The 20,150-nt window shown below is 62.2% G+C and carries 19 protein-coding genes; 15 read left to right on the top strand and 4 right to left on the bottom strand.

The features are described from left to right. The first annotated feature begins 106 nt into the window (after nucleotides 1-106). From FHR23_RS04940 to FHR23_RS04975, 8 genes are all read left to right on the top strand, one after another. Entirely contained in the window at nucleotides 107-1,600 is a 1,494-nt protein-coding gene (locus tag FHR23_RS04940; RefSeq protein WP_246359684.1) for a S10 family peptidase, read from the top strand. 283 nt (nucleotides 1,601-1,883) lie between these two features. Then, nucleotides 1,884-2,234, top strand: coding sequence for a hypothetical protein (locus FHR23_RS04945; protein WP_184001774.1), 351 nt, complete (start codon nucleotides 1,884-1,886; stop codon nucleotides 2,232-2,234). Between the two features lie 14 nt (nucleotides 2,235-2,248). Beyond that, nucleotides 2,249-3,202, top strand: a complete 954-nt coding sequence (gene ribD, locus FHR23_RS04950) for a bifunctional diaminohydroxyphosphoribosylaminopyrimidine deaminase/5-amino-6-(5-phosphoribosylamino)uracil reductase RibD (protein ID WP_184002186.1) — start codon at nucleotides 2,249-2,251, stop codon at nucleotides 3,200-3,202. Between the two features lie 2 nt (nucleotides 3,203-3,204). Further along, complete coding sequence (locus FHR23_RS04955) at nucleotides 3,205-3,813, top strand: riboflavin synthase (RefSeq protein WP_184001775.1); 609 nt, start codon at nucleotides 3,205-3,207, stop codon at nucleotides 3,811-3,813. After that, nucleotides 3,797-4,927, top strand: a complete 1,131-nt coding sequence (ribB, locus tag FHR23_RS04960; RefSeq protein ID WP_184002187.1) for a 3,4-dihydroxy-2-butanone-4-phosphate synthase — start codon at nucleotides 3,797-3,799, stop codon at nucleotides 4,925-4,927. Before FHR23_RS04955 ends, ribB begins: the two co-directional genes overlap by 17 nt. Before the next feature lie 13 nt (nucleotides 4,928-4,940). Further along, nucleotides 4,941-5,366, top strand: coding sequence for a 6,7-dimethyl-8-ribityllumazine synthase (gene ribH / locus FHR23_RS04965; protein ID WP_184001776.1), 426 nt, complete (start codon nucleotides 4,941-4,943; stop codon nucleotides 5,364-5,366). Between the two features lie 2 nt (nucleotides 5,367-5,368). Beyond that, nucleotides 5,369-5,920 (top strand): GNAT family N-acetyltransferase, encoded by a 552-nt coding sequence (locus tag FHR23_RS04970; protein ID WP_184001777.1) that lies wholly within the window; start codon nucleotides 5,369-5,371, stop codon nucleotides 5,918-5,920. Beyond that, the gene (locus tag FHR23_RS04975; RefSeq protein ID WP_184001778.1) at nucleotides 5,920-6,273 is read left to right on the top strand and encodes a YbaN family protein; all 354 of its coding nucleotides are present in this window, start codon (nucleotides 5,920-5,922) and stop codon (nucleotides 6,271-6,273) included. Before FHR23_RS04970 ends, FHR23_RS04975 begins: the two co-directional genes overlap by 1 nt. Before the next feature lie 3 nt (nucleotides 6,274-6,276). Here the strand turns inward: FHR23_RS04975 and FHR23_RS04980 are convergent, their stop codons facing one another. Further along, nucleotides 6,277-7,368 (bottom strand): alkene reductase, encoded by a 1,092-nt coding sequence (locus tag FHR23_RS04980; RefSeq protein ID WP_184001779.1) that lies wholly within the window; start codon nucleotides 7,366-7,368, stop codon nucleotides 6,277-6,279. A gap of 174 nt (nucleotides 7,369-7,542) precedes the next feature. Here FHR23_RS04980 and FHR23_RS04985 point away from each other — a divergent pair, with 174 nt between their 5' ends. From FHR23_RS04985 to FHR23_RS05005, 5 genes are all read left to right on the top strand, one after another. Next, nucleotides 7,543-8,211, top strand: coding sequence for a COQ9 family protein (locus FHR23_RS04985; RefSeq protein ID WP_184001780.1), 669 nt, complete (start codon nucleotides 7,543-7,545; stop codon nucleotides 8,209-8,211). A gap of 109 nt (nucleotides 8,212-8,320) precedes the next feature. After that, a complete protein-coding gene (locus FHR23_RS04990) occupies nucleotides 8,321-8,545 on the top strand; it encodes a FeoA family protein (protein WP_246359685.1) in 225 nt (74 codons plus the stop codon). Between the two features lie 5 nt (nucleotides 8,546-8,550). Next, nucleotides 8,551-10,416 (top strand): ferrous iron transporter B, encoded by a 1,866-nt coding sequence (gene feoB / locus FHR23_RS04995; protein WP_184001782.1) that lies wholly within the window; start codon nucleotides 8,551-8,553, stop codon nucleotides 10,414-10,416. Nucleotides 10,417-10,432: 16 nt separating this feature from the next. Further along, the gene (gene ssb, locus FHR23_RS05000) at nucleotides 10,433-10,978 is read left to right on the top strand and encodes a single-stranded DNA-binding protein (RefSeq protein WP_184001783.1); all 546 of its coding nucleotides are present in this window, start codon (nucleotides 10,433-10,435) and stop codon (nucleotides 10,976-10,978) included. A 105-nt stretch (nucleotides 10,979-11,083) separates the two neighbouring features. After that, the gene (locus FHR23_RS05005) at nucleotides 11,084-11,488 is read left to right on the top strand and encodes a BLUF domain-containing protein (RefSeq protein ID WP_184001784.1); all 405 of its coding nucleotides are present in this window, start codon (nucleotides 11,084-11,086) and stop codon (nucleotides 11,486-11,488) included. A 34-nt stretch (nucleotides 11,489-11,522) separates the two neighbouring features. Here the strand turns inward: FHR23_RS05005 and ung are convergent, their stop codons facing one another. Further along, nucleotides 11,523-12,242 (bottom strand): uracil-DNA glycosylase, encoded by a 720-nt coding sequence (gene ung / locus FHR23_RS05010; protein WP_184002188.1) that lies wholly within the window; start codon nucleotides 12,240-12,242, stop codon nucleotides 11,523-11,525. Between the two features lie 119 nt (nucleotides 12,243-12,361). Here ung and FHR23_RS05015 point away from each other — a divergent pair, with 119 nt between their 5' ends. Beyond that, nucleotides 12,362-13,189 carry a glycoside hydrolase family 16 protein gene (locus tag FHR23_RS05015; protein ID WP_184001785.1) on the top strand — a complete coding sequence of 276 codons (828 nt, stop codon included), beginning with the start codon at nucleotides 12,362-12,364 and terminating at the stop codon, nucleotides 13,187-13,189. A 44-nt stretch (nucleotides 13,190-13,233) separates the two neighbouring features. On the opposite strand, the gene FHR23_RS05020 is transcribed toward FHR23_RS05015, so the two are convergent. Both FHR23_RS05020 and FHR23_RS05025 read right to left on the bottom strand, forming a co-directional pair. Continuing rightward, nucleotides 13,234-14,415 (bottom strand): MFS transporter, encoded by a 1,182-nt coding sequence (locus FHR23_RS05020; RefSeq protein WP_343043002.1) that lies wholly within the window; start codon nucleotides 14,413-14,415, stop codon nucleotides 13,234-13,236. 111 nt (nucleotides 14,416-14,526) lie between these two features. Then, nucleotides 14,527-16,731, bottom strand: coding sequence for a beta-glucosidase (locus FHR23_RS05025; RefSeq protein ID WP_343043045.1), 2,205 nt, complete (start codon nucleotides 16,729-16,731; stop codon nucleotides 14,527-14,529). Between the two features lie 262 nt (nucleotides 16,732-16,993). Between FHR23_RS05025 and FHR23_RS05030 the strand changes: the two genes are divergently transcribed. Further along, nucleotides 16,994-20,050 carry a TonB-dependent receptor gene (locus tag FHR23_RS05030; protein ID WP_184001787.1) on the top strand — a complete coding sequence of 1,019 codons (3,057 nt, stop codon included), beginning with the start codon at nucleotides 16,994-16,996 and terminating at the stop codon, nucleotides 20,048-20,050. Nucleotides 20,051-20,150: the final 100 nt, after the last annotated feature.

The raw sequence follows: 20,150 nt of genomic DNA on the forward strand, positions 1-20,150 counted from the left end.
CATTCATCGTATATAATATTATTACCTTGCATGAGTGCGCCGATCCGGGCACAAAACGCGCTCAAACGTCCACCGGGAGAATTTCATGCGCTTCAGGCTATTGACCATGGCCGCAACTCTGTTTGCTGCAGCCACTATCACTCCAGCCTATGCGCACCCGCCCAAGGACCATGCGAAAAGCGAGCAGAAGAGCGATCCACAGGACGATTCCAGCAAGCTGCCGCCGCTTCCCGCCGACAAGAGCGTTGACCAGACCACGGTCATCGCGGGCAAGAGTCTTCATTACAAGGCAACGGTCGGCAAGCTGCCGGTACGCAATTCCGACGGCAAGATCATCGCCGAGGTCGTTTATACCGCCTATACCGTGCCGGGTGCCAGCCCGTCGCGCCCGGTGACCTTTGCCTTTAACGGCGGCCCCGGCGCATCCTCGGTCTATCTCAATCTCGGCGCGATCGGCCCGAAACGGGTGCGCTTCGGCGATGCGGGCGACAGCCCCTCCGACGCGCCGGTGCTGAGCGACAATCCGCATAGCTGGCTCGACTTTACCGATCTGGTTTTCATCGACCCCGTCGGCACCGGCTACAGCCGCAGCCTGGAGGACAAGGACAAAACCAAGAAGGATTTCTACGCCAACGATCCCGACATCAAATATCTGTCGCGCATCGTCTATGACTGGCTGGTCCAGAATCAGCGGCTGCGTTCCCCCAAATATGTCATCGGCGAAAGCTATGGCGGCTATCGCGCACCGCGCATCGCCTACGAACTGCAAACGCAGATGGGGGTCGGCGTATCGGGCCTTGTCATGGTGTCGCCCTATCTCGATCCGGCCTCGGTCAGTGGCGACAACGGCCTGTCGCCCCTGCCGTGGATGATCAACCTGCCGTCGATGGCGGCTGCCAAGCTGGAACGCGAGGGCAAGCTGACCGCCGCCAACATGGCGCCGATCGAAAACTATACCCAGACGCAGTTCGTCACGGACTTTTTCGCCGGACCGAAAGACAAGGTCGCGACCGACCGGCTGGTCAACAAGGTCGCGGAACTGACCGGTCTCGATCATGCGCTGGTGGCAAAACTGAACGGCCGCATCGACATCGGCACCTTCCTGCGCGAAGGGCATCGGGCGCAAAAGAAGATCGGCAGCGTCTATGACAGCAATGTCACCGCCTTCGATCCGTTCCCCGGTTCGGCGGAGCGCAAGTCGAACGACCCGATCCTCAACGCGATCCTTGCCCCGACGACCAGCGCGATGGTCGATTTCATCACCCGCACGGTAGGCTGGGATGTGAAGGGCCGCCATTATGAGGCTCTGTCCTATGCGGTGAACGAGGCCTGGGATCGCGGCACGCCCGACGACAAGCCGGTTGAGGATCTGCGCAAGGCAATCGCCAACGATCCCAAGATGCAGGTGATCATCGCGCATGGCTGGAACGATCTGTCCTGCCCCTTCTTCGGATCGAAGCTGCTGATCGAACAGATGCCGGGCTATGGCGTTGCGGACCGCATCCATCTCGACATCTTCCCGGGCGGACACATGTTCTACACCCGCGACGACAGCGGCGCAGCGTTCCGCAATGATGCGAAGGCCATCTATACCCGCTGACCTTACTGACGATCTGGAAATACGGCCGTGGCGATCTGATTCGCCACGGCCTTTTCTTTCTATACCGCAAGCCACGGCATCCCCGACACCGGACAGATATGTCGGACACCGGGGCATCGACCCGCGCAGCGCCACGGCTATGGCGCCGGTCACCCCGTCACGCACGGCGGCACTATTAGAAAAAACCGGAAAACGATGACACTGTGCTTCGTTCCACGCGACCGATTACCCCCCGGATGGGAGGGGCTGGCCGTCAGCCCTTCGTATCCCTATCTTTAGCGCGATGTTTTCGTTCTTCCGATTCCTGTCGCCGCTGCGCGCCATTCGCGACCTGCGTGCCTTTATGGGTCAGCGGCGCAAGCATGAACTGTGGTTCATGGCCGCTTCCGTGGCCGTAACCACGCTGATCATCGTCGCTTTTGCGCATGATGCGCATGTCACGCCGCCTTATCAGCCGCCGACGATCATTTATGCCAAAAGCTGGCCGCTGAACCGTACTGAAGCGCAAATTCTCGCCGATCAGAAGAAATCCATGGCGGAGAAAAAGGTCGAGGACGCCAAACTCGCCAAGCTGCGCAAAAAGAATCAGGAAGAATTTGAGGCGCTGAACAACAAGCTGGCGCCCTGGCTTTGAGCGACCGGCGCTGGATGGCCGCCGCCATTGCGCTGGGCGAGCGCGGGCGGGGCCGCACCGCCCCCAATCCCAATGTCGGTTGCATCCTGGTCCGCGATGGCCGCGTCGTCGGCCGTGGCTGGACACAGCCCGGCGGGCGCCCCCATGCCGAGGCGATGGCCCTCGCACAGGCGGGAGAAGCCGCACGCGGTGCCACCGCCTATGTCTCGCTCGAACCCTGTGCACATCCGTCGCCGCGCGGCCCCGCCTGCGCGCCGACGCTGGCAAAGACGGGGATTGCCCGCGCTGTTATCGCGCTGACCGATCCCGATCCGCGTACCAATGGCCGGGGCATCGCGCTGCTCCGTGACTCAGGCATAGAGGTCGTCAGCGGCATCGGCGCAGCGGAGGCGCGCGCGAGCATGTCCGGCTTTCTCAGCCGGATCGCACTCAACCGCCCGCAGGTGACGCTCAAGCTCGCCACCTCGCTCGACGGCTGCATTGCCCGCGCCAACGGCGAAAGCCGCTGGATCACCGGCGCACCGGCGCGCGCCCATGCCCATCTCGAACGCGCGCGCCACGACGCCATTCTGGTCGGACGCGGCACCTTTGAAGCCGACCGGCCGCAACTCGATGTCCGGCTGGAGGGGCTGCGCGACAGAAGTCCGCAGCGGCTGCTGCTTTCCGGCACCGTCGCGCCGCCACCCGGCTGGCGCGTCCTTCCCGATCCCGCCGCGGTCGTCGGACTGGAGCAGACCAATCACCTGCTGATCGAAGGCGGCGCGAAAACGGCTTCCGCCTTTCTGGCCGCTGACCTTGTCGACCGCATGCTGCTTTACCGCGCACCGATCCTGATCGGCGATGGCCGGCATGCTCTGGGCGATATCGGGCTGGCGCATCTGGCCGACGCGCATGGCCGCTGGCGTCTCACCGATACGCGGATGCTTGGCAGCGACCGCATGGAAAGCTACGAGCGCGTGCGAGGCTGAATATGTTTACTGGAATCATCACCGATATCGGCACGATCGATGCCGTCGAGCCGCAGGGCGACCTGCGTGTCCGCATCGCCTGCGGCTATGACACCACCACCATCGACATGGGCGCGTCGATTGCGTGTTCCGGCGTCTGCCTGACCGTGGTGGGCAAGGGCGCGGGCTGGTTCGCCGTCGATGTTTCGGGCGAAACCGTATCGCGCACCGCACAAGGCATGTGGGAGGCGGGGCGACGCCTCAACCTCGAACGCGCATTGAAGATCGGCGACGAACTGGGCGGGCATATCGTCACCGGCCATGTCGACGGCATCGGCACCGTCGTCTCGGTGACGGAAGAAGGCGGATCGCACCGCGTCGTCATCGCCGCCGGGCCGGAAATCGCGCCCTATCTCGCCGCCAAGGGATCGGTGACGGTCGATGGCGTATCGCTGACCGTCAATCATGTTGAAGATGTCGCCGACGGCACCCATTTCGGCCTGAACATCATCCCGCATACCGCCGCCGTGACGACATTCGCCACGCTGGCACCGGGGCAGGCCGTCAATCTGGAGATCGACGTGCTCGCCCGTTATCTGCAACGCATGGAGCACTATCGTGCAAAAGCCTGAACTGGCGCGGCTGCGCCACGGGTTCCTGTCCAGCCCGGAAGAAATCATCGACGAAGCGCGCAACGGCCGGATGTTCATTCTGGTCGATGACGAAGATCGGGAAAATGAGGGCGATCTGGTGATTCCCGCCCAGATGGCGACGCCCGATGCGATCAACTTCATGGCGAAATATGGTCGCGGCCTGATCTGCCTTGCCATGACGAAGAGCCGAGTGGACGCACTCGGCCTTGACCTGATGAGCCGCCACAACGGCACCCGGCACGAAACCGCCTTCACCGTCTCGATCGAGGCGAAGGACGGCGTGACCACCGGCATTTCCGCCGCTGATCGCGCGCGCACGGTCGCCGTTGCCATCGACGCGGCCAAGGACAACGAAGATATCGTTACCCCCGGCCATGTCTTCCCGCTTGTCGCACGCGAAGGCGGCGTGCTGGTGCGTGCCGGCCATACCGAGGCTGCCGTCGATGTCGCCCGTCTGGCGGGCCTCAATCCGTCCGGCGTGATCTGTGAGATCATGAAGGATGACGGGACGATGGCGCGCATGGACGATCTCGTCACCTTCGCGCAGTATCATAATCTGAAAATCGGCACGATCCGCGACCTGATCGCCTATCGCCGTCGCTACGACCATCTGGTCGAACAGCGGGCCGAGGTGCGCTTCGAAAGCGAATGGGGCGGCGACTGGCGCGCCATCACCTTCTGGAACACCGCTACCGGCACCGAACAGATCGCGCTGGTGAAGGGCAGGGTCGATCCCACGAAGCCGACCCTGGTGCGCATGCACGCCCTTTCCCCCTTCACCGACATTTTCGGGGAAGGCGGTCCGCGCGGCAGCCTGTTGCGACGTGCGATGGAAATCATCGCAAAGGAAGGCGCCGGTGTCGTCGTTGTCATCAACAAACAGCGCAGCGATGCCTTCACCATGGCGGTGCAGGCGCGCGCAGGCGCGCTGAAACCCGGCGACATGGACGAATTACGCGATTATGGCGTTGGCGCGATGATCCTGAACGAGCTGGGCGTCGAGGAGATGATCCTGCTCACCAACACCCACCACACGCTGATCGGGCTGGACGGCTATGGCCTGTCGATCGTCGGCGAACGACCGATCGACTGAGGAGAATATTCCCATGGCAAAATTCCTGATCGTAGAGGCACGTTTCTACGGCCATCTGAACGACCTGCTGCTGGAAGGCGCACGTGCCGCGCTGGAAGAAGCCGGGCACGCCCATGAAACGGTCACGGTGCCGGGCGCACTGGAAATCCCCGGCGCGGTCGCCATAGCGGCGGAAACCGGGCGCTATGACGGTTTTGTCGCGCTGGGCGTGGTGATCCGCGGCGAAACCTATCATTTCGAGATTGTCTCGAACGAAAGCGCACGCGGACTGATGGCGCTGGCCATGGACGGGATCGCCATCGGCAACGGCATCCTGACGGTCGAAAACGAAGCGCAGGCGCTGACCCGCGCCAGGCCGGATGAAAAGGACAAGGGCGGCGAAGCGGCAAAGGCTGCCGTCGCCATGTTCGACCTCACCCAGCGCTGGCCCGGTCAGTAACCATGGCGGAGCCGGTGCTCTTCACGCCCCGGCTGATGCTGCGCCTGCCGCAGGCCGATGACCTGGACGCCTGGGCCGACTTCCACGCCGATGCACAAACCATGCAGCATCTGGGCGGCGTCCAGACGCGCAGCGAAGCATGGCGCGGACTGTGTGCGATGCGCGGTGCATGGGCCATTCGGGGTTTTGCGATGTTTTCCGTGATCGAACGCGACAGCGGCCGCTGGGTCGGGCGTATCGGCCCCTGGCAACCCGATGGCTGGCCGGGCACCGAAATCGGCTGGGGCGTCGCACGGGGTTTCGAAGGCACCGGCTATGCCTTTGAAGCGGCAAGCGCGGCGATCGATTTCGCGGTCGACATGCTCGGCTGGAACGACATCATCCACGTCATCGCGCCCGACAACCATCGCTCTGCCGTCCTTGCCGCGCGCCTCGGTTCGCAACGGCTGGAACCGACCCGTCTGCCTGCGCCCTTGCAGGATATGCCCGTCAACAAATGGGGGCAAAGCGCATCGGACTGGCGGGCGAGGCGACAAGTCCGCACGGACACCTGATGCGCCGCGCATTGTTTCACGTCGCGGGCTGGATTGCAGTCGCACTGGGCGTGGTCGGCATCTTCCTGCCGCTGCTGCCGACGGTGCCGTTCATGATCCTTGCCGCTTATTGCTTCGCGCGCAGCAGCCCCCGACTGGAACGCTGGCTGCTCGACCACCCCCGCTTCGGCCCGCATATCGTCGCATGGCGCGAAAGCGGGTCGATTTCCCGGCGTGGGAAATGGGCGGCGACAGTGACCTTTGCGATCAGCATCGCCGCCACGCTTTACTGGCTCAAAATGCCGTGGATGCTGTTCCCGCTGGCAGCAATGTGCGCCAGCGGGATCTGGATCTGGACAAGACCGGAGGCCTGAACCTCAGGCCGCTTCCACCTCTGCCAGCGTCGGATAATCGACATAGCCTTCCGGCCCGCGCGCATACCAGGTCGCCATATTCCACTCGTTGAGCGGCGCCCCTTTTTCAAAGCGTACCGGCAGGTCGGGATTGGCGAGGAAAGGACGTCCGAACGCAATCGCATCGCACAAACCGGCATCCAGTTCGGCCTGCGCCTGATCGAACCCATAGTCCTGATTAAGCACCAGCGGGCGGTCGAACACCGGCCGGATGGCAGGCGAAATACGCGGCTGGTCGGTACTGCCGAACGTGCCTTCCGGCCCCGGCTCCCGCAGTTCGAGAAATGCGATTTTCTGCTCCGCCAGCCATTTTGCCGCGGGCACATAAACGGCCTCTGGATTGCTGTCCTGTACGCCTTGCGTATCCCCATTGGGCGAGAAACGGACGGCGGTACGATCCGCGCCGACTTCGGCGATCAGCCTTTCCGTCGCCTCTCGCAGCAAACGCGCGCGGTTTTCCGGGCTGCCGCCATAATCGTCATCGCGGAAATTGGCGCCGTCGCGCAGAAACTGGTCGATCAGATAGCCATTGGCGGCATGCAACTGCACTCCATCGAACCCGGCCCGCTTCGCATTGCGCGCGGCATTCGAATAATCGTCGAGCACCCGCGCAATATCATCGGTGGTTGCTGCGCGCGCTTCGGCATAATCCTGCCTGCCCGCATAGGTGTGCGCCTGCCCCGGTGCGGTGGTCGCAGAGGAGGAAAGCGGCGCTGCCCCGTCCAGAAAGCTGGGATGGACGATGCGGCCCATGTGCCAGAGCTGCGCGACAATGCGTCCACCGGCCTTATGCACCGCGTCGGTCACCGGCTTCCATGCCTCGGTCTGTTCGTCGGTCCACAATCCCGGCGCATAGGGCCAGCCCAGCCCTTCACGGCTGATGCCCGTGGCTTCGGAGATGATGAGACCCGCGCCCGCCCGCTGGGCATAATATTCGGCCATGATCGGCGTCGGCACATGGCCTTCGGTCGCACGTCCGCGCGTCAGCGGCGCCATCAGGATACGGTTGGGCGCGGCAATCGCACCAAGCTGGATAGGATCGAACAGGCTGGGCATGGGCAGGTCTCCCTCAAAACAGTTTCAGATGGAAACCAGATAAGGTGCCGCCCCGATTCATACGAGTGCGCTGCAACAAGAAAAACTTGGGGCCGGGAAACAGGGGCGATTTCCTGCGACGATGCTTGTGCCTTTGCGCCGGGGCATTAAATCGGTCGCGAAGGAGATGCACCGATGGCCGCGATTGCCGAAGATGCCACGCTGGACGAAATCCGCGCCGGGCTGGCCCCCGAACTGCCGAAGAACGCCGCATTTGACGGCTGGACCGCGAAAGCGGTGACGGCAGCGGCCGACAGTGCGGGCGTCGATCCGGACGTTGCCGCGCTTGCCTTTCCAGACGGTGCGGTCGATCGGATCGACGCATGGTTCGCCTATGTCGATGCGGAAATGGCACGCGCGCTGCCGGCCGAAAAGCTCGCGACGATGAAAATCCGCGAACGCATCACCGCCCTGGTCGAACAGCGACTCACTACGCTCGCCCCGGAACGCGAAGCACTGCGCCGTGCGCTCGCCATCCTTGCCATGCCGCAGAATATCCCCGCCGCGACCAAACTCGGCTGGCGGGCGGCGGACAGGATGTGGCGGCTCGCGGGCGACACCGCGACCGATTACAACCACTATACCAAGCGGACGATGCTGGCGGGCATCTATGCCGCGACGCTGAGCGTCTTTCTCGACGACGAATCGGAGGATTGGGCCGAAACGCGCGCCTTTCTCGCCCGCCGGATCGACGGCATCATGCGGTTCGAAAAGGCGAAGGCAAAGCTGACCGGCCGGATGCAGGGCGACCACAAGCTCAGCCTCAGCCGCTTCATCGGGCGGTTGCGCCACCCCGCAATCTGATCTGCACGCACCAAAGGGATATTTCGCTGGCCATTCGATACCGTTATTGATACTTAGTCGCAATATGAACGCCCCCCATGCCGTAGATCAGCGAGTCGCCCTGTCGAACATGCCCCGCCATCAACAGGCGCGGGTGGCCGATGTGCATTGGGATACGCTGTCTCCGCCAGAGGCACGCCGGTTGCGGGAACTGGGACTGGATGAAGGCGTCCGCATCGAACTGCTCCATCGCTCGGCCTTTGGCCGCGGCCCGATTGCCTGCCGCATCGGACGCATGACGGTCGCGCTGCGCCGCCATATCGCAGGTGCCATCGACGTTATTCCTGCCGCCTGAACATCATGAACCCCGCCCCCCTCGTCGCGCTGGTCGGCAACCCGAATGCCGGTAAAAGCGCCCTGTTCAACGCACTGACCGGCGCGCGGCAAAAAGTGGGCAACTATCCCGGCGTCACGGTGGAGCGGCATTCCGGACGAATGGCGCTGCCCGATGGCCGCCCGGTCGAACTGGTCGACCTGCCCGGCGCCTACAGCCTCGACCCGTCCAGCCCGGACGAACAGGTGACACGCGACGTCGTGACCGGCACGCAGACGGGCGAGCGCCTGCCCGATGCCATTGTCGTGGTGGTCGATGCCGCCAATCTCGACAACCATCTGCGCTTCACGCTGCAACTCGTCGCGCTGGGCCTGCCGGTAGTGGTCGCGCTCAACATGATCGATCTGGCCGAGCGCGACGGGCTGACACTCGATCCCAATGTCCTTGCGCAGGAACTGGGCGTTCCGGTGCTTCCCACCGTCGCGGTGCGGCGGCGCGGGCTGGATGCGCTGAAGGAAGCGCTTGCAACCGTGCTGCAACAGGGACCGGCGCATCCGATCCGGCCCAGCGATCATCCGGTTGCGGAGGATATCGTCACGCTGCAGCGCCGGGCGCGCGCGCTGTCGGAAAAAGCAACCGTCTCCGAAACCGCCGTGCGGCGCTGGACGCATCGCCTGGACGCGGTCGCGCTGCATCCGGTGTTCGGCACCTTGCTGTTGCTCGCCATCCTGTTCGTGATGTTTCAGGCGGTGTTCGCATGGTCGCAGGCGCCGATCGACTGGATTCAGGGCGGCATGGATGCGCTGGGTGGTGCGGTATCCGCCGCCCTGCCCCCAGGTTTCATCCGCTCGCTGCTGGTCGACGGGCTGATCGCGGGCGTCGGTGCAGTGGTGGTGTTCCTGCCGCAGATCCTCATCCTCTTCGCCTTCATCCTGACGCTGGAGGCATCGGGCTATATGGTCCGCGCGGCCTTCCTGATGGACCGGCTGATGGCGAGTGTCGGGCTTTCCGGCCGCGCCTTCATCCCGCTGCTGTCGTCCTTCGCCTGCGCGGTACCGGGCATCATGGCGACGCGCACCATCGACGATGAAAAGGACCGGCTGACCACGATCCTGATCGCCCCGCTGATGACCTGTTCGGCGCGCCTGCCGGTTTATTCGATCATGATCGGCGCCTTCATTCCCGCCCGCGACGTGCTGCCCGGTGTGGGATTGCAGGGGCTGGTGCTGTTTAGCCTTTACGTCGCGGGGATTATCGGTGCGTTTTTCGCCGCGCTGATCCTGCGCAAAACCGTCACCAAGGGGGCATCATCGGGCTTTCTGATGGAGATGCCCAAATATCAGTGGCCGCATCCGAAGGATTTGCTGCTGGGGCTGTGGCAACGTGCGCTGATCTTCCTGAAACGCGCGGGCACGATTATCGCTTCAACGACCATCGTGCTTTGGCTGCTGCTCAGCTTTCCCAAGCCACCGATCGGCAGCACCGTCTCTCCGGTCGATTATTCGATTGCGGGCCGGATCGGTCATGGCATCGAAAAGGTCGTCGCCCCCATCGGGTTCAACCGCGATATTTCACTCGCCCTGCTGCCCGCCATGTCGGCGCGCGAAGTGGCAGTGGCGGCAATCGGCACCGTCTATGCCATCGACAATCCCGATCAGCCTGCGGGTGAACGCAACCTGATCCAGAATCTGCGCACCCACTGGACGCTGCCCACCGCGCTTGCCTTTCTGATGTGGTTCGTGTTCGCGCCGCAATGTATTTCGACCATCGCGATCACCCGACGAGAGACGAATGGATGGAAATGGCCTGCCTTCATGGTTGGCTATTTGTTCGCACTCGCCTACATCGCAGCAGGGGCGACATACTGGATCGCCGTGGCAATCGGTTTGTAGGGATAAGGAGCGGATCATGGCCGGCAGCGTGAACAAGGTAATTCTGGTCGGCAATCTGGGCCGCGATCCCGAAAGCCGCAGTTTTCAGAACGGCGGCAAGGTGGTCAATCTGCGCATCGCGACCAGTGAAACGTGGAAGGATCGCAATAGCGGCGAACGCAAGGAAAAGACCGAATGGCATTCGGTCGCGATCTTCAATGAAGGGCTGGCCAACGTTGCCGAACGCTATCTGCGCAAGGGTTCGAAAGTCTATATCGAGGGCCAGCTTCAGACCCGAAAATGGCAGGATCAGAACGGTCAGGACCGTTATTCGACGGAGGTCGTGCTGCAAGGCTTCAACTCGGTACTGACGATGCTCGATTCGCCCGGCGGCGGTCAGGGTCAGGGCGCGGGGCGCAGTAATGACGGCTGGGGCGCGGGCGGTGACGATTTCGGCGGCGGTTCATCGGGCGGTCGCGGCGGCGGTTTCAATTCAGGCGGCGGTCAGTCGGGCAATGTGCGCTCGGGCGGCAATGATTTCGGCGGGTTCCCCGACGATCTCGACGACGACGTGCCGTTCTGAGGCGGAACTCCCCGCGGCGGGGACGCGAGGCAACGGCGGCGAGTTAACGGTATTTTGGTTTATATTCCATATCCTTGACCTTCTTCTGACGGAAAGAGTCTTACCGTGATTCGACTGCTGTACATCAGCACTGCACGCCAGGCGCATGCCTCATCTGTGCTGGACCCCATCCTCCGCGCGTCGCGTCGCAACAATGCCGCGGCGGGTGTTTCCGGCCTTTTAGTCGCCGGGGGCAAACGCTTTTTACAGGTTCTGGAAGGTCCTGAAGCGGCGGTCGAAAAAACCTATCGTCGCATTTCTACCGACCATCGTCACGTTGCCCCCGTGATATTGAGCCGCCGCCACGTCGCAGAGCGCATCTTCGCCGAGTGGGCGATGGGGTTTCAGGATGCCGGATCGCTTTCCGGCGCGGGCACACCGAATGAAGCCCTTATGGCACTGATCGCACCGATCAGCGATCCGAACCTGAAAGCCGATTTCGAAGGATTCGTGCGCCGCCACGCGGCATAGCTATGCGCCGGGTTCTCCGACATCGGCACTGACCTCAGGTGGGCTGTTCGACCGGTGGCAGTGCCCAGTCGATCACTCCCCTGCCCGCCTGTTCCAGAAACGCGTTGCACTTCGAAAAATGGCGGCAGCCCAGAAAGCCGGTATGCGCCGATAGCGGGGAGGGGTGCGGCGCCTTCAGCACCAGGTGCCGTCCGCCCTTTTCCACCGACGGGATGAACGCCGCCTTGCGCTGGGCATAGCTGCCCCACAGCATGAACACGACCGGCTCTTCCTTTGTCGCAACTTCGCGGATCACCGCATCGGTGAACTTCTCCCACCCCTTTTCGCGGTGCGAGGCGGCGCGGCCCATTTCGACGGTCAGCACCGAATTGAGCAGCAATACCCCCTGCTTCGCCCAATGTTCCAGAAAGCCGTGGCGCGGCGGCGCGATGCCCAGATCGGCATTCAGTTCCTTGTAGATATTGACGAGGCTGGGCGGCGTGCGCACGCCCGGACGTACCGAAAAGCACAGGCCATGCGCCTGTCCCGCGCCGTGATAGGGATCCTGTCCCAATATCACCACGCGCACCTCCTCCAGCGGTGTCAGGTCGAGCGCACGAAACCACTCACTCCCGGCCGGAAAGACCGCCTTGCCCGCGGCTTTTTCCGCGACCAGAAACTGTTTGAGCGCCGCCATATAGGGACTGTCGAATTCCCCGCGAAGCGGGTTCAGCCAGCTTGAATGCAGTTTCACGCCCTGTACGGCCTCGGTCATATCCATCCTCCGTTCGCTCCCCTGTGCGATATCAGCCGACAACAGGTCAGTCATCACGCAAGCCTTGCCTGCCGGATGGGACGCGCGGCATATTGTGCAAACAGGGAGACCCTAATTTCATGATTCTGGCATTGCTGCTGGCACAGGCGACGTCGCTGGGTGCCGATAATTATTCCGTAGAGGTGGCGCTGCACGCGCCGCAAACCGCGCCGACCTTTGCCGACGAATTCAACAAGCTATCGGTCGACCGCAGAAAATGGCGCTTCGACACCAGCCGCAATGCAACCGGCTGGTTCAACCATGAAAAACAATATTATGCCGATGACCGGCCGCAAAATTCACGGATCGAGAACGGCGCGCTGGTGATCGAGGCGCGGCACGAAACGCTGTCGAAAGCGAAATATCCCGATTGGGGCGGACAACACTACACTTCGGCAAAGCTGGTGAGCCGCAAATCGATGGGCTACGGCTTTTACGAAATCCGCGCGAAACTGCCCTGTGCACGCGGCACCTGGCCCGCCATCTGGATGCTTCCTTCCAGTGGCACATGGCCCGACGAGGGCGAAATCGATATCATGGAAATGGTCGGCTGGGATCCGCATGTGGTGCATGCCACGCTGCATACGAAGCTGTTCAACCATCGCCTCAATACCCAGCGCGGTGCCGAAACGCTGGTACCGACCAGTTGCACCGTCTTCCACCGCTATCAGCTCGACTGGCAACCGCACAGCATCACCATCGGCGTGGACGATCACGGCTATATGCGCGTCAACAACGATCAGCCGGGCGGACACGGCGCATGGCCCTTCACCCGACCCTTTCAGATGATTCTGAACCTCGCGATCGGCGGCGACTGGGGTGGCAAGGAAGGCATTGATGACCAGGCGATGCCGCAGCGCATGACCGTCGATTACGTCCGCTACTGGAAAGCGAAGCCGAAGGACTAGGCCTGTGATTCGGGTACGTTGAATCAGCACAGCACCGGGAAGAACTAACGCCTTCCCCGCACGGTCAGGATCAACAGGCCACCCGCCAGTGCACAGGCCGCCAGCGCCAGCATCGCACTGTCAAAATCGTGCGGGGTTGCCAATAACCAGGGGATCACCGGTCCAAGCACCGAAGGCAGCGTGTTGGTCAGATTCAATATGCCCAGGTCACGGCCGCGATGGCGCGGATCGGGCAGCAACTGCATCGCAAAGCCGGCATGCAGCGCCAGAAACGCTTCCGCACCGCTGGCATAGACGCAAAAGGCGACCGCGCCCGCTATCCAGTCCTGCGCCAGCGCCATACCACCGAGCCCGATCGCTGCCACAGCGGCGGTGGCCAGCAGGAACGGCTTACGCCGCCCGATCCGGTCCGAGGCGCGCCCGATCGCCAAAGCAATCGGCACCGGCAACAGATAGGCAATGGTAAACACGTTGCCGACGCGCGCCGCCATCGTTTCCGCCGGTTCGTTCGACAGGCTCTGAAAATAATAAAGCAGATAGACCGACAGCACCGCACCGGCGACCTGAATCAGAAAACGCGCGCCCCAGGCCATGGTCAGGTCGTAGCGCAGCAAATACCGCTGCTCCGCAACCGGCACTGCCGATTCCACGCGGCGCGCGGGCACCAGCATCAGCGGCAGCACGCAAACGATCACCGCCAGCAAGACCAGCAACAGGCGCGCGCCCTCCCCGATCAGCGGCAGCGCAACCAATGCCGCCGAAAGCGCAGCGGCAACAGGGCGCCCGAGCGACAACAGACCGCTCGCCACCCCCTTTTGCGCGTCGGGAATCTCATCCGCCATGATCGCCAGCAACGGCGCGAGCAGAATATTGACCGCGATCTGAAACGCCACGATCGCCGCAACGATTGCATAGGGCGACGCAGCGGCGACAATACCCGTCAGGGCAGCAGCAAGCGCGACCAGCCCCGCCAGCATCCAGCGCCGCCGCCCCTTTCCATGCGCCAGCGACCTGTCGCTCAGCCAGCCGAACAGAATATTGGACAGTGCCGCGGCGACACCGCCCGCCACCACACAGGCGGTGAACACCCCAAGCCGCCCGGCGCCCGCAATCGCCTCTACCTTGACCGGCAGCAGCAGGGATAAAAGCGGCATATAGGCGACGACCCCGCCGATATTGGCGATGCCGTATATCAGCAGGAAGGCAAACGAACGCCGCTCCGGCACCCCGGCCTCTCCGCTCTCTGACGATGCAGCATCCCCAACCATTCCACAGGGGATGCCCGGTAGGACATCGGGCGGCAAGCGCAAGATTGTCCTACCGGGCGAACCGGTGCGTCAGGGCTTCATTGTGGCCGGGTCAAGATTGACGGTAAAGGTCTGCGAACGGTCGCTCGCATCGCGGGCGAGCGCCACTTCATACGCGCCGCCCGCAATCCGCCAGCCCGGCAGCTTCGTATCGTAATCGGCGACGATGCGCGGCGCCGCGACCAGCGTGACATGGCGCGATTCACCCGGTTTCAGTTCGACCCGTTTGAACCCGGCCAGCCGCATCGGCGTGCCCGACCCCTTGCGCGTGACATAGATTTGCGCGACGTCCGCACCAGCCCGTTTGCCGGTGTTTACGACATCAAACGACACGGTCAGCTGTTTGCCGCCCGTCACTTTCGCGTTGCGATAGGCGAAGCTGGTGTAGCTCAGCCCATATCCGAACGGGAAAAGCGGCTTTTCCCCTTTCAGTTCATACCAGCGATATCCGACATTGCTGCCTTCGACATAATCGATGGGAAAGGTCTTGAGCGGATGATTGCCCGCATCCGCCGGGTTGGCCGCAGCCTGCGCCTCCAGCTTGTTGAGCGTGTCCAGCCCGACCGGCTTCGGCCTCGGCGCCTGTGATGCCGCCGCCGGGAAGGTGATCGGCAGACGCCCCGACGGATTGACCATGCCGGTCAACACATTGGCGATCGCCGGACCGCCGCGCTGGCCGGGATACCATGCCTCAATCACGCCCGGCACCTTAGCGAGCCAGGGCATCAGCACCGGACCGCCGGTTTCCAGCACGACCACGCTGTTGGGCTGGGCGTCCGCCACGGCGCCGATCAGCGCGTCCTGATTATCGGGCAGCGACAGGTTGGGCACGTCCTCCGCCTCGGTCCTCCACTCGGTCGCGAAGACGATGGCGATATCGGCGGCCTTCGCGGCCTTTGCCGCCGCCACCGGGTCGCTGCCGTCGACATAGGTGATGTGCGCGTCGGGCAATGCCGCACGCAGCGCCTTGAGCGGTGAAGAGTCGTGATAGGTGACGCGCGCAAACGACGCCGCCGCCCCCGATTTCAACGGGATTTCAATCGGCACGCCGCCGACCGAACGCACCTGGCTCGATCCGCCGCCGGACAATACGCCGACATCGGCATGGCCGCCGATCAGTACGATATTGCGCGCCTTTGCCGCGAGCGGCAGGATATTGTTTTCATTCTTCAGCAGCACCAGTCCCGCCTCCTCGGCGGCCTGAGCGACCTTGGCATGGGCAGCATAATCGATCGGCTGCGGCGTTTTCGGTTCCGGTGTGTCGAACGCACCGGTTTCGATCAGCCCGGTCAGATAGCGCGTCACCATATCGTCGAGCCGCGCCATCGACACCTTGCCCGCCTCGACCGCCGCTTTCAGCCGCTTGCCGAAGAAGATTTCGCTGTCGAGTTCCTGGCCCGATTCCTGATCCAGCCCGGCATTCGCCGCCTTGACCGTGGAATGCACCGCGCCCCAGTCGCTCATCACCCAGCCCTGATAGCCCCAGTCATGCTTCAGCACATCGGTCAGCAGATGATGGCTTTCACAGGCATGGTCGCCATTGACCATGTTGTAGGAACACATGACCGAACCGGGATTGCCCTGTTCGATCGCAATTTCAAAGGCGAGCAGATCGCTCTCGCGCAGCGCCGCCTCCCCGATCCGTGCATCCGACACCATGCGCCCGGTTTCCTGAGAATTCAGGACGAAATGCTTGACCGTCGAAACGATATGGTTCGACTGCACCCCCGCAATATGCGCACCCGCCATGCGCCCGGCGAGCAGCGGGTCTTCACCCAGATATTCGAAATCGCGCCCGCCCCACGGATCGCGCGTCAGGTTGACCCCGCCCGCCAGCATCACGTTAAACCGCTTGGCGCGCGCTTCCGAACCGATCATCGCGCCGCCTTCATGAGCAATCTCGGGGTCGAAGCTCGCCGCCGTCGCCAGCCCCGCCGGAAGCGCGGTCGCGACATCGCCCTTGCGCTGGTTGACCTGGTTGGCGACACCTAGCGACGCATCGGTTTCGCGCACCAGCGGAACCCCGAGCCGGGGGATGCCGTCGATATGCCCGGCAGACGGAATCAGCTCATGTTTCGTCTTGCCCCTGGCCATTGGCGGAAACAACCCGTGGACCAGCGCAATCTTCTCATCCAGCGTCATGCGCGCGACCAGTGCTGCGGCGCGTGCTCGGGCATCGGTATGATGACTTGCGGCCTGCGTTGCCGGCCGCGCATCGACGGTCGGTGCGGTAATGGCCAGCACAGTGCAAGACGCAATAAAAAGTGTTTTCAATCGAATAGACACGATCACCCCTCCTCTTCGACCGCCCGGATACGGTCTGTATGATTTTCTCCCAGGTCCGGTCTGACCACTGTTGCCCGCATGCCACAGGCGCAACGGCGAACCGGATTCTGCTTCAGGGGATTACTTGACAGAGCAAATTGAAGCGCGCAAGTGAACGTTCTCAATTGAGCGCGGATGGTACCGCGCCATATAGATTTGGGGAGGGATGATTATGCGCAGCTCCGCTGCTCGCTCGCTTTCACGCTGGGTAATCGGCGTTTCGACCCTGGCGATTGCTGCCGCACCGGCAACCGCTCTCGCGCAAACCGGCACTACGCAGAACACGCAGGCCGACTCAACTCAGACAGCACCGACGCCGACGCCCTCCGCTCAGGGCAGCCAGTCCCCGGCCGTTGTCGCCGACACCGCCCAGGACATTGTCGTCACCGGTATCCGCGCCAGCCTTCGCAGCTCGATGAACATCAAGCGCAACGCGATCGGCGTTGTCGATGCGATTTCCGCCGAGGATATCGGCAAGTTCCCCGACACCAACCTCGCCGAATCGCTGCAGCGTATTACCGGTGTGTCGATCGACCGTTCAAACGGTGAGGGTTCCACCGTCACGGTGCGGGGCTTCGGTCCGTCCTTCAACCTCGTCCTGCTCAATGGTCGCCAGATGCCGACCTCGACGATCGGCGACGGGGTTAGTGCGCCTTCGTCGCGCTCGTTCGACTTCGCCAACCTCGCCTCCGAAGGCGTGAAGGCGCTCGAAGTCTATAAATCGGGTGAAGCCACGCTTGAATCGGGCGGCATCGGTTCGACCATCAATATCATCACCCCGCGTCCGCTCGACCGTCCCGGCCTGCACGGCAGTTTTTCGGTCAAGGGCATTCTGGATTCGTCGCGCAACGGCAAAAAGCCGATTACGCCGGAAATCTCCGGTATCATCAGCGACACCTTCGCCGACAACCGTATCGGCATCATGCTGATCGGCGATTATTCCAAGATCGAACGCAGCAACAACAGTGCCAATGTCGGCTGGCGTGACGGTTATCTGGGTTCCTACTCCCCCGATAATAACTGGGGTGCACTACCGATGGCGCCGGACCCCCGGGCGGCCAACATCACCAACCGCCCCGGTCCCAACGATGTCTATGCGGTGGCGCAGAACGCCTCTTACGATATCGTCGACACCAATCGCGAACGCATCAATGGTCAGGCGGTGTTGCAGTTCCGCCCCGTCGACTCGCTGACGGCGACGCTCGATTACACCTATTCGCGCTACACGATCGAAACGCACGACAGCAGCGTCGGCATTTATTACAACCACGCCGATACCTCCAGCGCGTGGACGGACGGCCCGATCGCCGATCCGATATTCTATTCAGAGCATTTCCAGCAGAGCGAGAACAAGGATTACACCTATTCCGGTTCGCTCACCAAAACTCTGAACGAGAATAAATCGCTCGGCTTCAACCTGAAATGGGAAGCGCCGCAGGGCGTGACCATTACTCTGGACGCGCACCATTCGACCGCTGAATCGAAACCCGACAGCCCTTATGGAAACAGCAATTCAGTCACCACGGCGATTTTCGGAATCGATAATCAGTCGATCAATTTCCAGCATGATTTCCCGATCATCTCGACCTCTTTCTATCCGGGCATCGATCCGCTGGATGCCGGGCAAATTCACGCAACCGGCAATGTCTTCCGCAATTCCTATTTCAAGGATCGGATCAACCAGATCCGCCTGATGGGCCATTATGACAATGAAGGCAGCTTCCTCGACAGCATCGACTGGGGTGTAGACTATGTCGATAACAAGGTGCGTTCGGCCTATGGCTATATTCAGAACGACACCTGGGGCGGTCTCGGCACGCCGGACGATATTCCCGACAATCTGTTTACCCTGGAAAGCATCAACGATAAATTCCCGGGCCTGAACGGTGTCGGCCAGGACGGCATGATTTCGCAGTTCTACACGTTCGATTTCAACAAACTGGTGCCGTTGCTCGATCAGAAATTCGGGATTTGCGGCGGGGACGGCAGTTGCCGTTCCCCCTATACGACCGACCGCCAGTTCGATGAACGCACCATCGCGCCCTATATTCAGGTCGCGAACAAGTTCGACCTGTTCGGCAATCCGGCCCATCTGGTTCTGGGCGTACGCTACGAAACCACGACCATCCGGTCCTCGGGCGTGGTATTATTTCCCGCGGCTACCTCATGGAATTCGGCCAACGAACTGAACATCACCTTTTCAGGCAACACCACCGACACTCTGAAAGGCCATTATCAGAACTGGCTGCCTGCGTTCAATTTCGACATGGAGCCGCTCCATAACGTCAAATTGCGCGCCGCCTATAGCCATACCATTACCCGGCCGAACTATGCGGATCTTCAGGGCGGGCGAACCATCGATCAGTTGTTCCGGGTCGACGCACCGGCCACCGGCAGCCAGGGCAACCCCGGTCTGTTACCGTATAAGTCGAAGAATATCGACCTGTCGGCGGAATGGTATTACGGGCCGTCAAGCTACATCTCGGTGGGGTATTTCCATAAGGACATTTCCAACTTTATCGGCAGCACGCGGTTCAACACCGTATCGAATCTGACCAACCCAAGCTCGGGCCCGCTCACCCGCGCCGCGATTGCCGCGCTTTCTGCTGCGAATCCCGGTGTTCCGCCCACGTCCACTGCGATCCGCAACTATATCGCAACAAATTACCCCGATGCCGTCTATTATACCGGCGGTGATTCCCCGCAGCTTATCATCCCCGGCACACCGGACGATGATCCGTTGATTTATCAGATCACCACACCGGTCAACAGCGATCAGACCGCAACCATCGACGGCTGGGAATTCGCGATCCAGCATAATTTCTGGAACACCGGGTTCGGCGTCATCCTGAACTATACGATCGTCGACGGGTCCGCCAAATACAACAATACTCTGCCCTTCGACGTCACGCAGTTCGCACTGACCGGGTTGAGCAACAGTGCCAATGCCGTTGCCTTCTATGACAAGGGGCCGATCCAGTTCCGGGTCGCCTATAACTGGCGCGATCAGTTCCTGCAGGCTTCGGGACCGAACCCGACCTATATCGAACCCTATGGGCAGGTCGACCTCAGCGGCAGCTTCGAGTTCATGCACGGACTGTCGCTCTATGGACAGGTGATCAACCTGACCGGAGCAAGTCGTCGTGCTCATCGCCGGTCAGATGCCTATGTGACCTCTATTTCACCCGGCTATGCCCGCTATTCGGCCGGTATCCGCTTCACCTTCTGATCGAAGGCGCGGTGAACGGAATCAGCAAAGGGCACTCTCGAAAGGGGGTGCCCTTTGTGCCATGATGCCGGCTCGCCCCGGCGTCCCCGGCCCCTTCGCC

The organism is Stakelama sediminis, from assembly GCF_014199335.1.
GTDB lineage: Bacteria > Pseudomonadota > Alphaproteobacteria > Sphingomonadales > Sphingomonadaceae > Sphingomonas > Sphingomonas sediminis.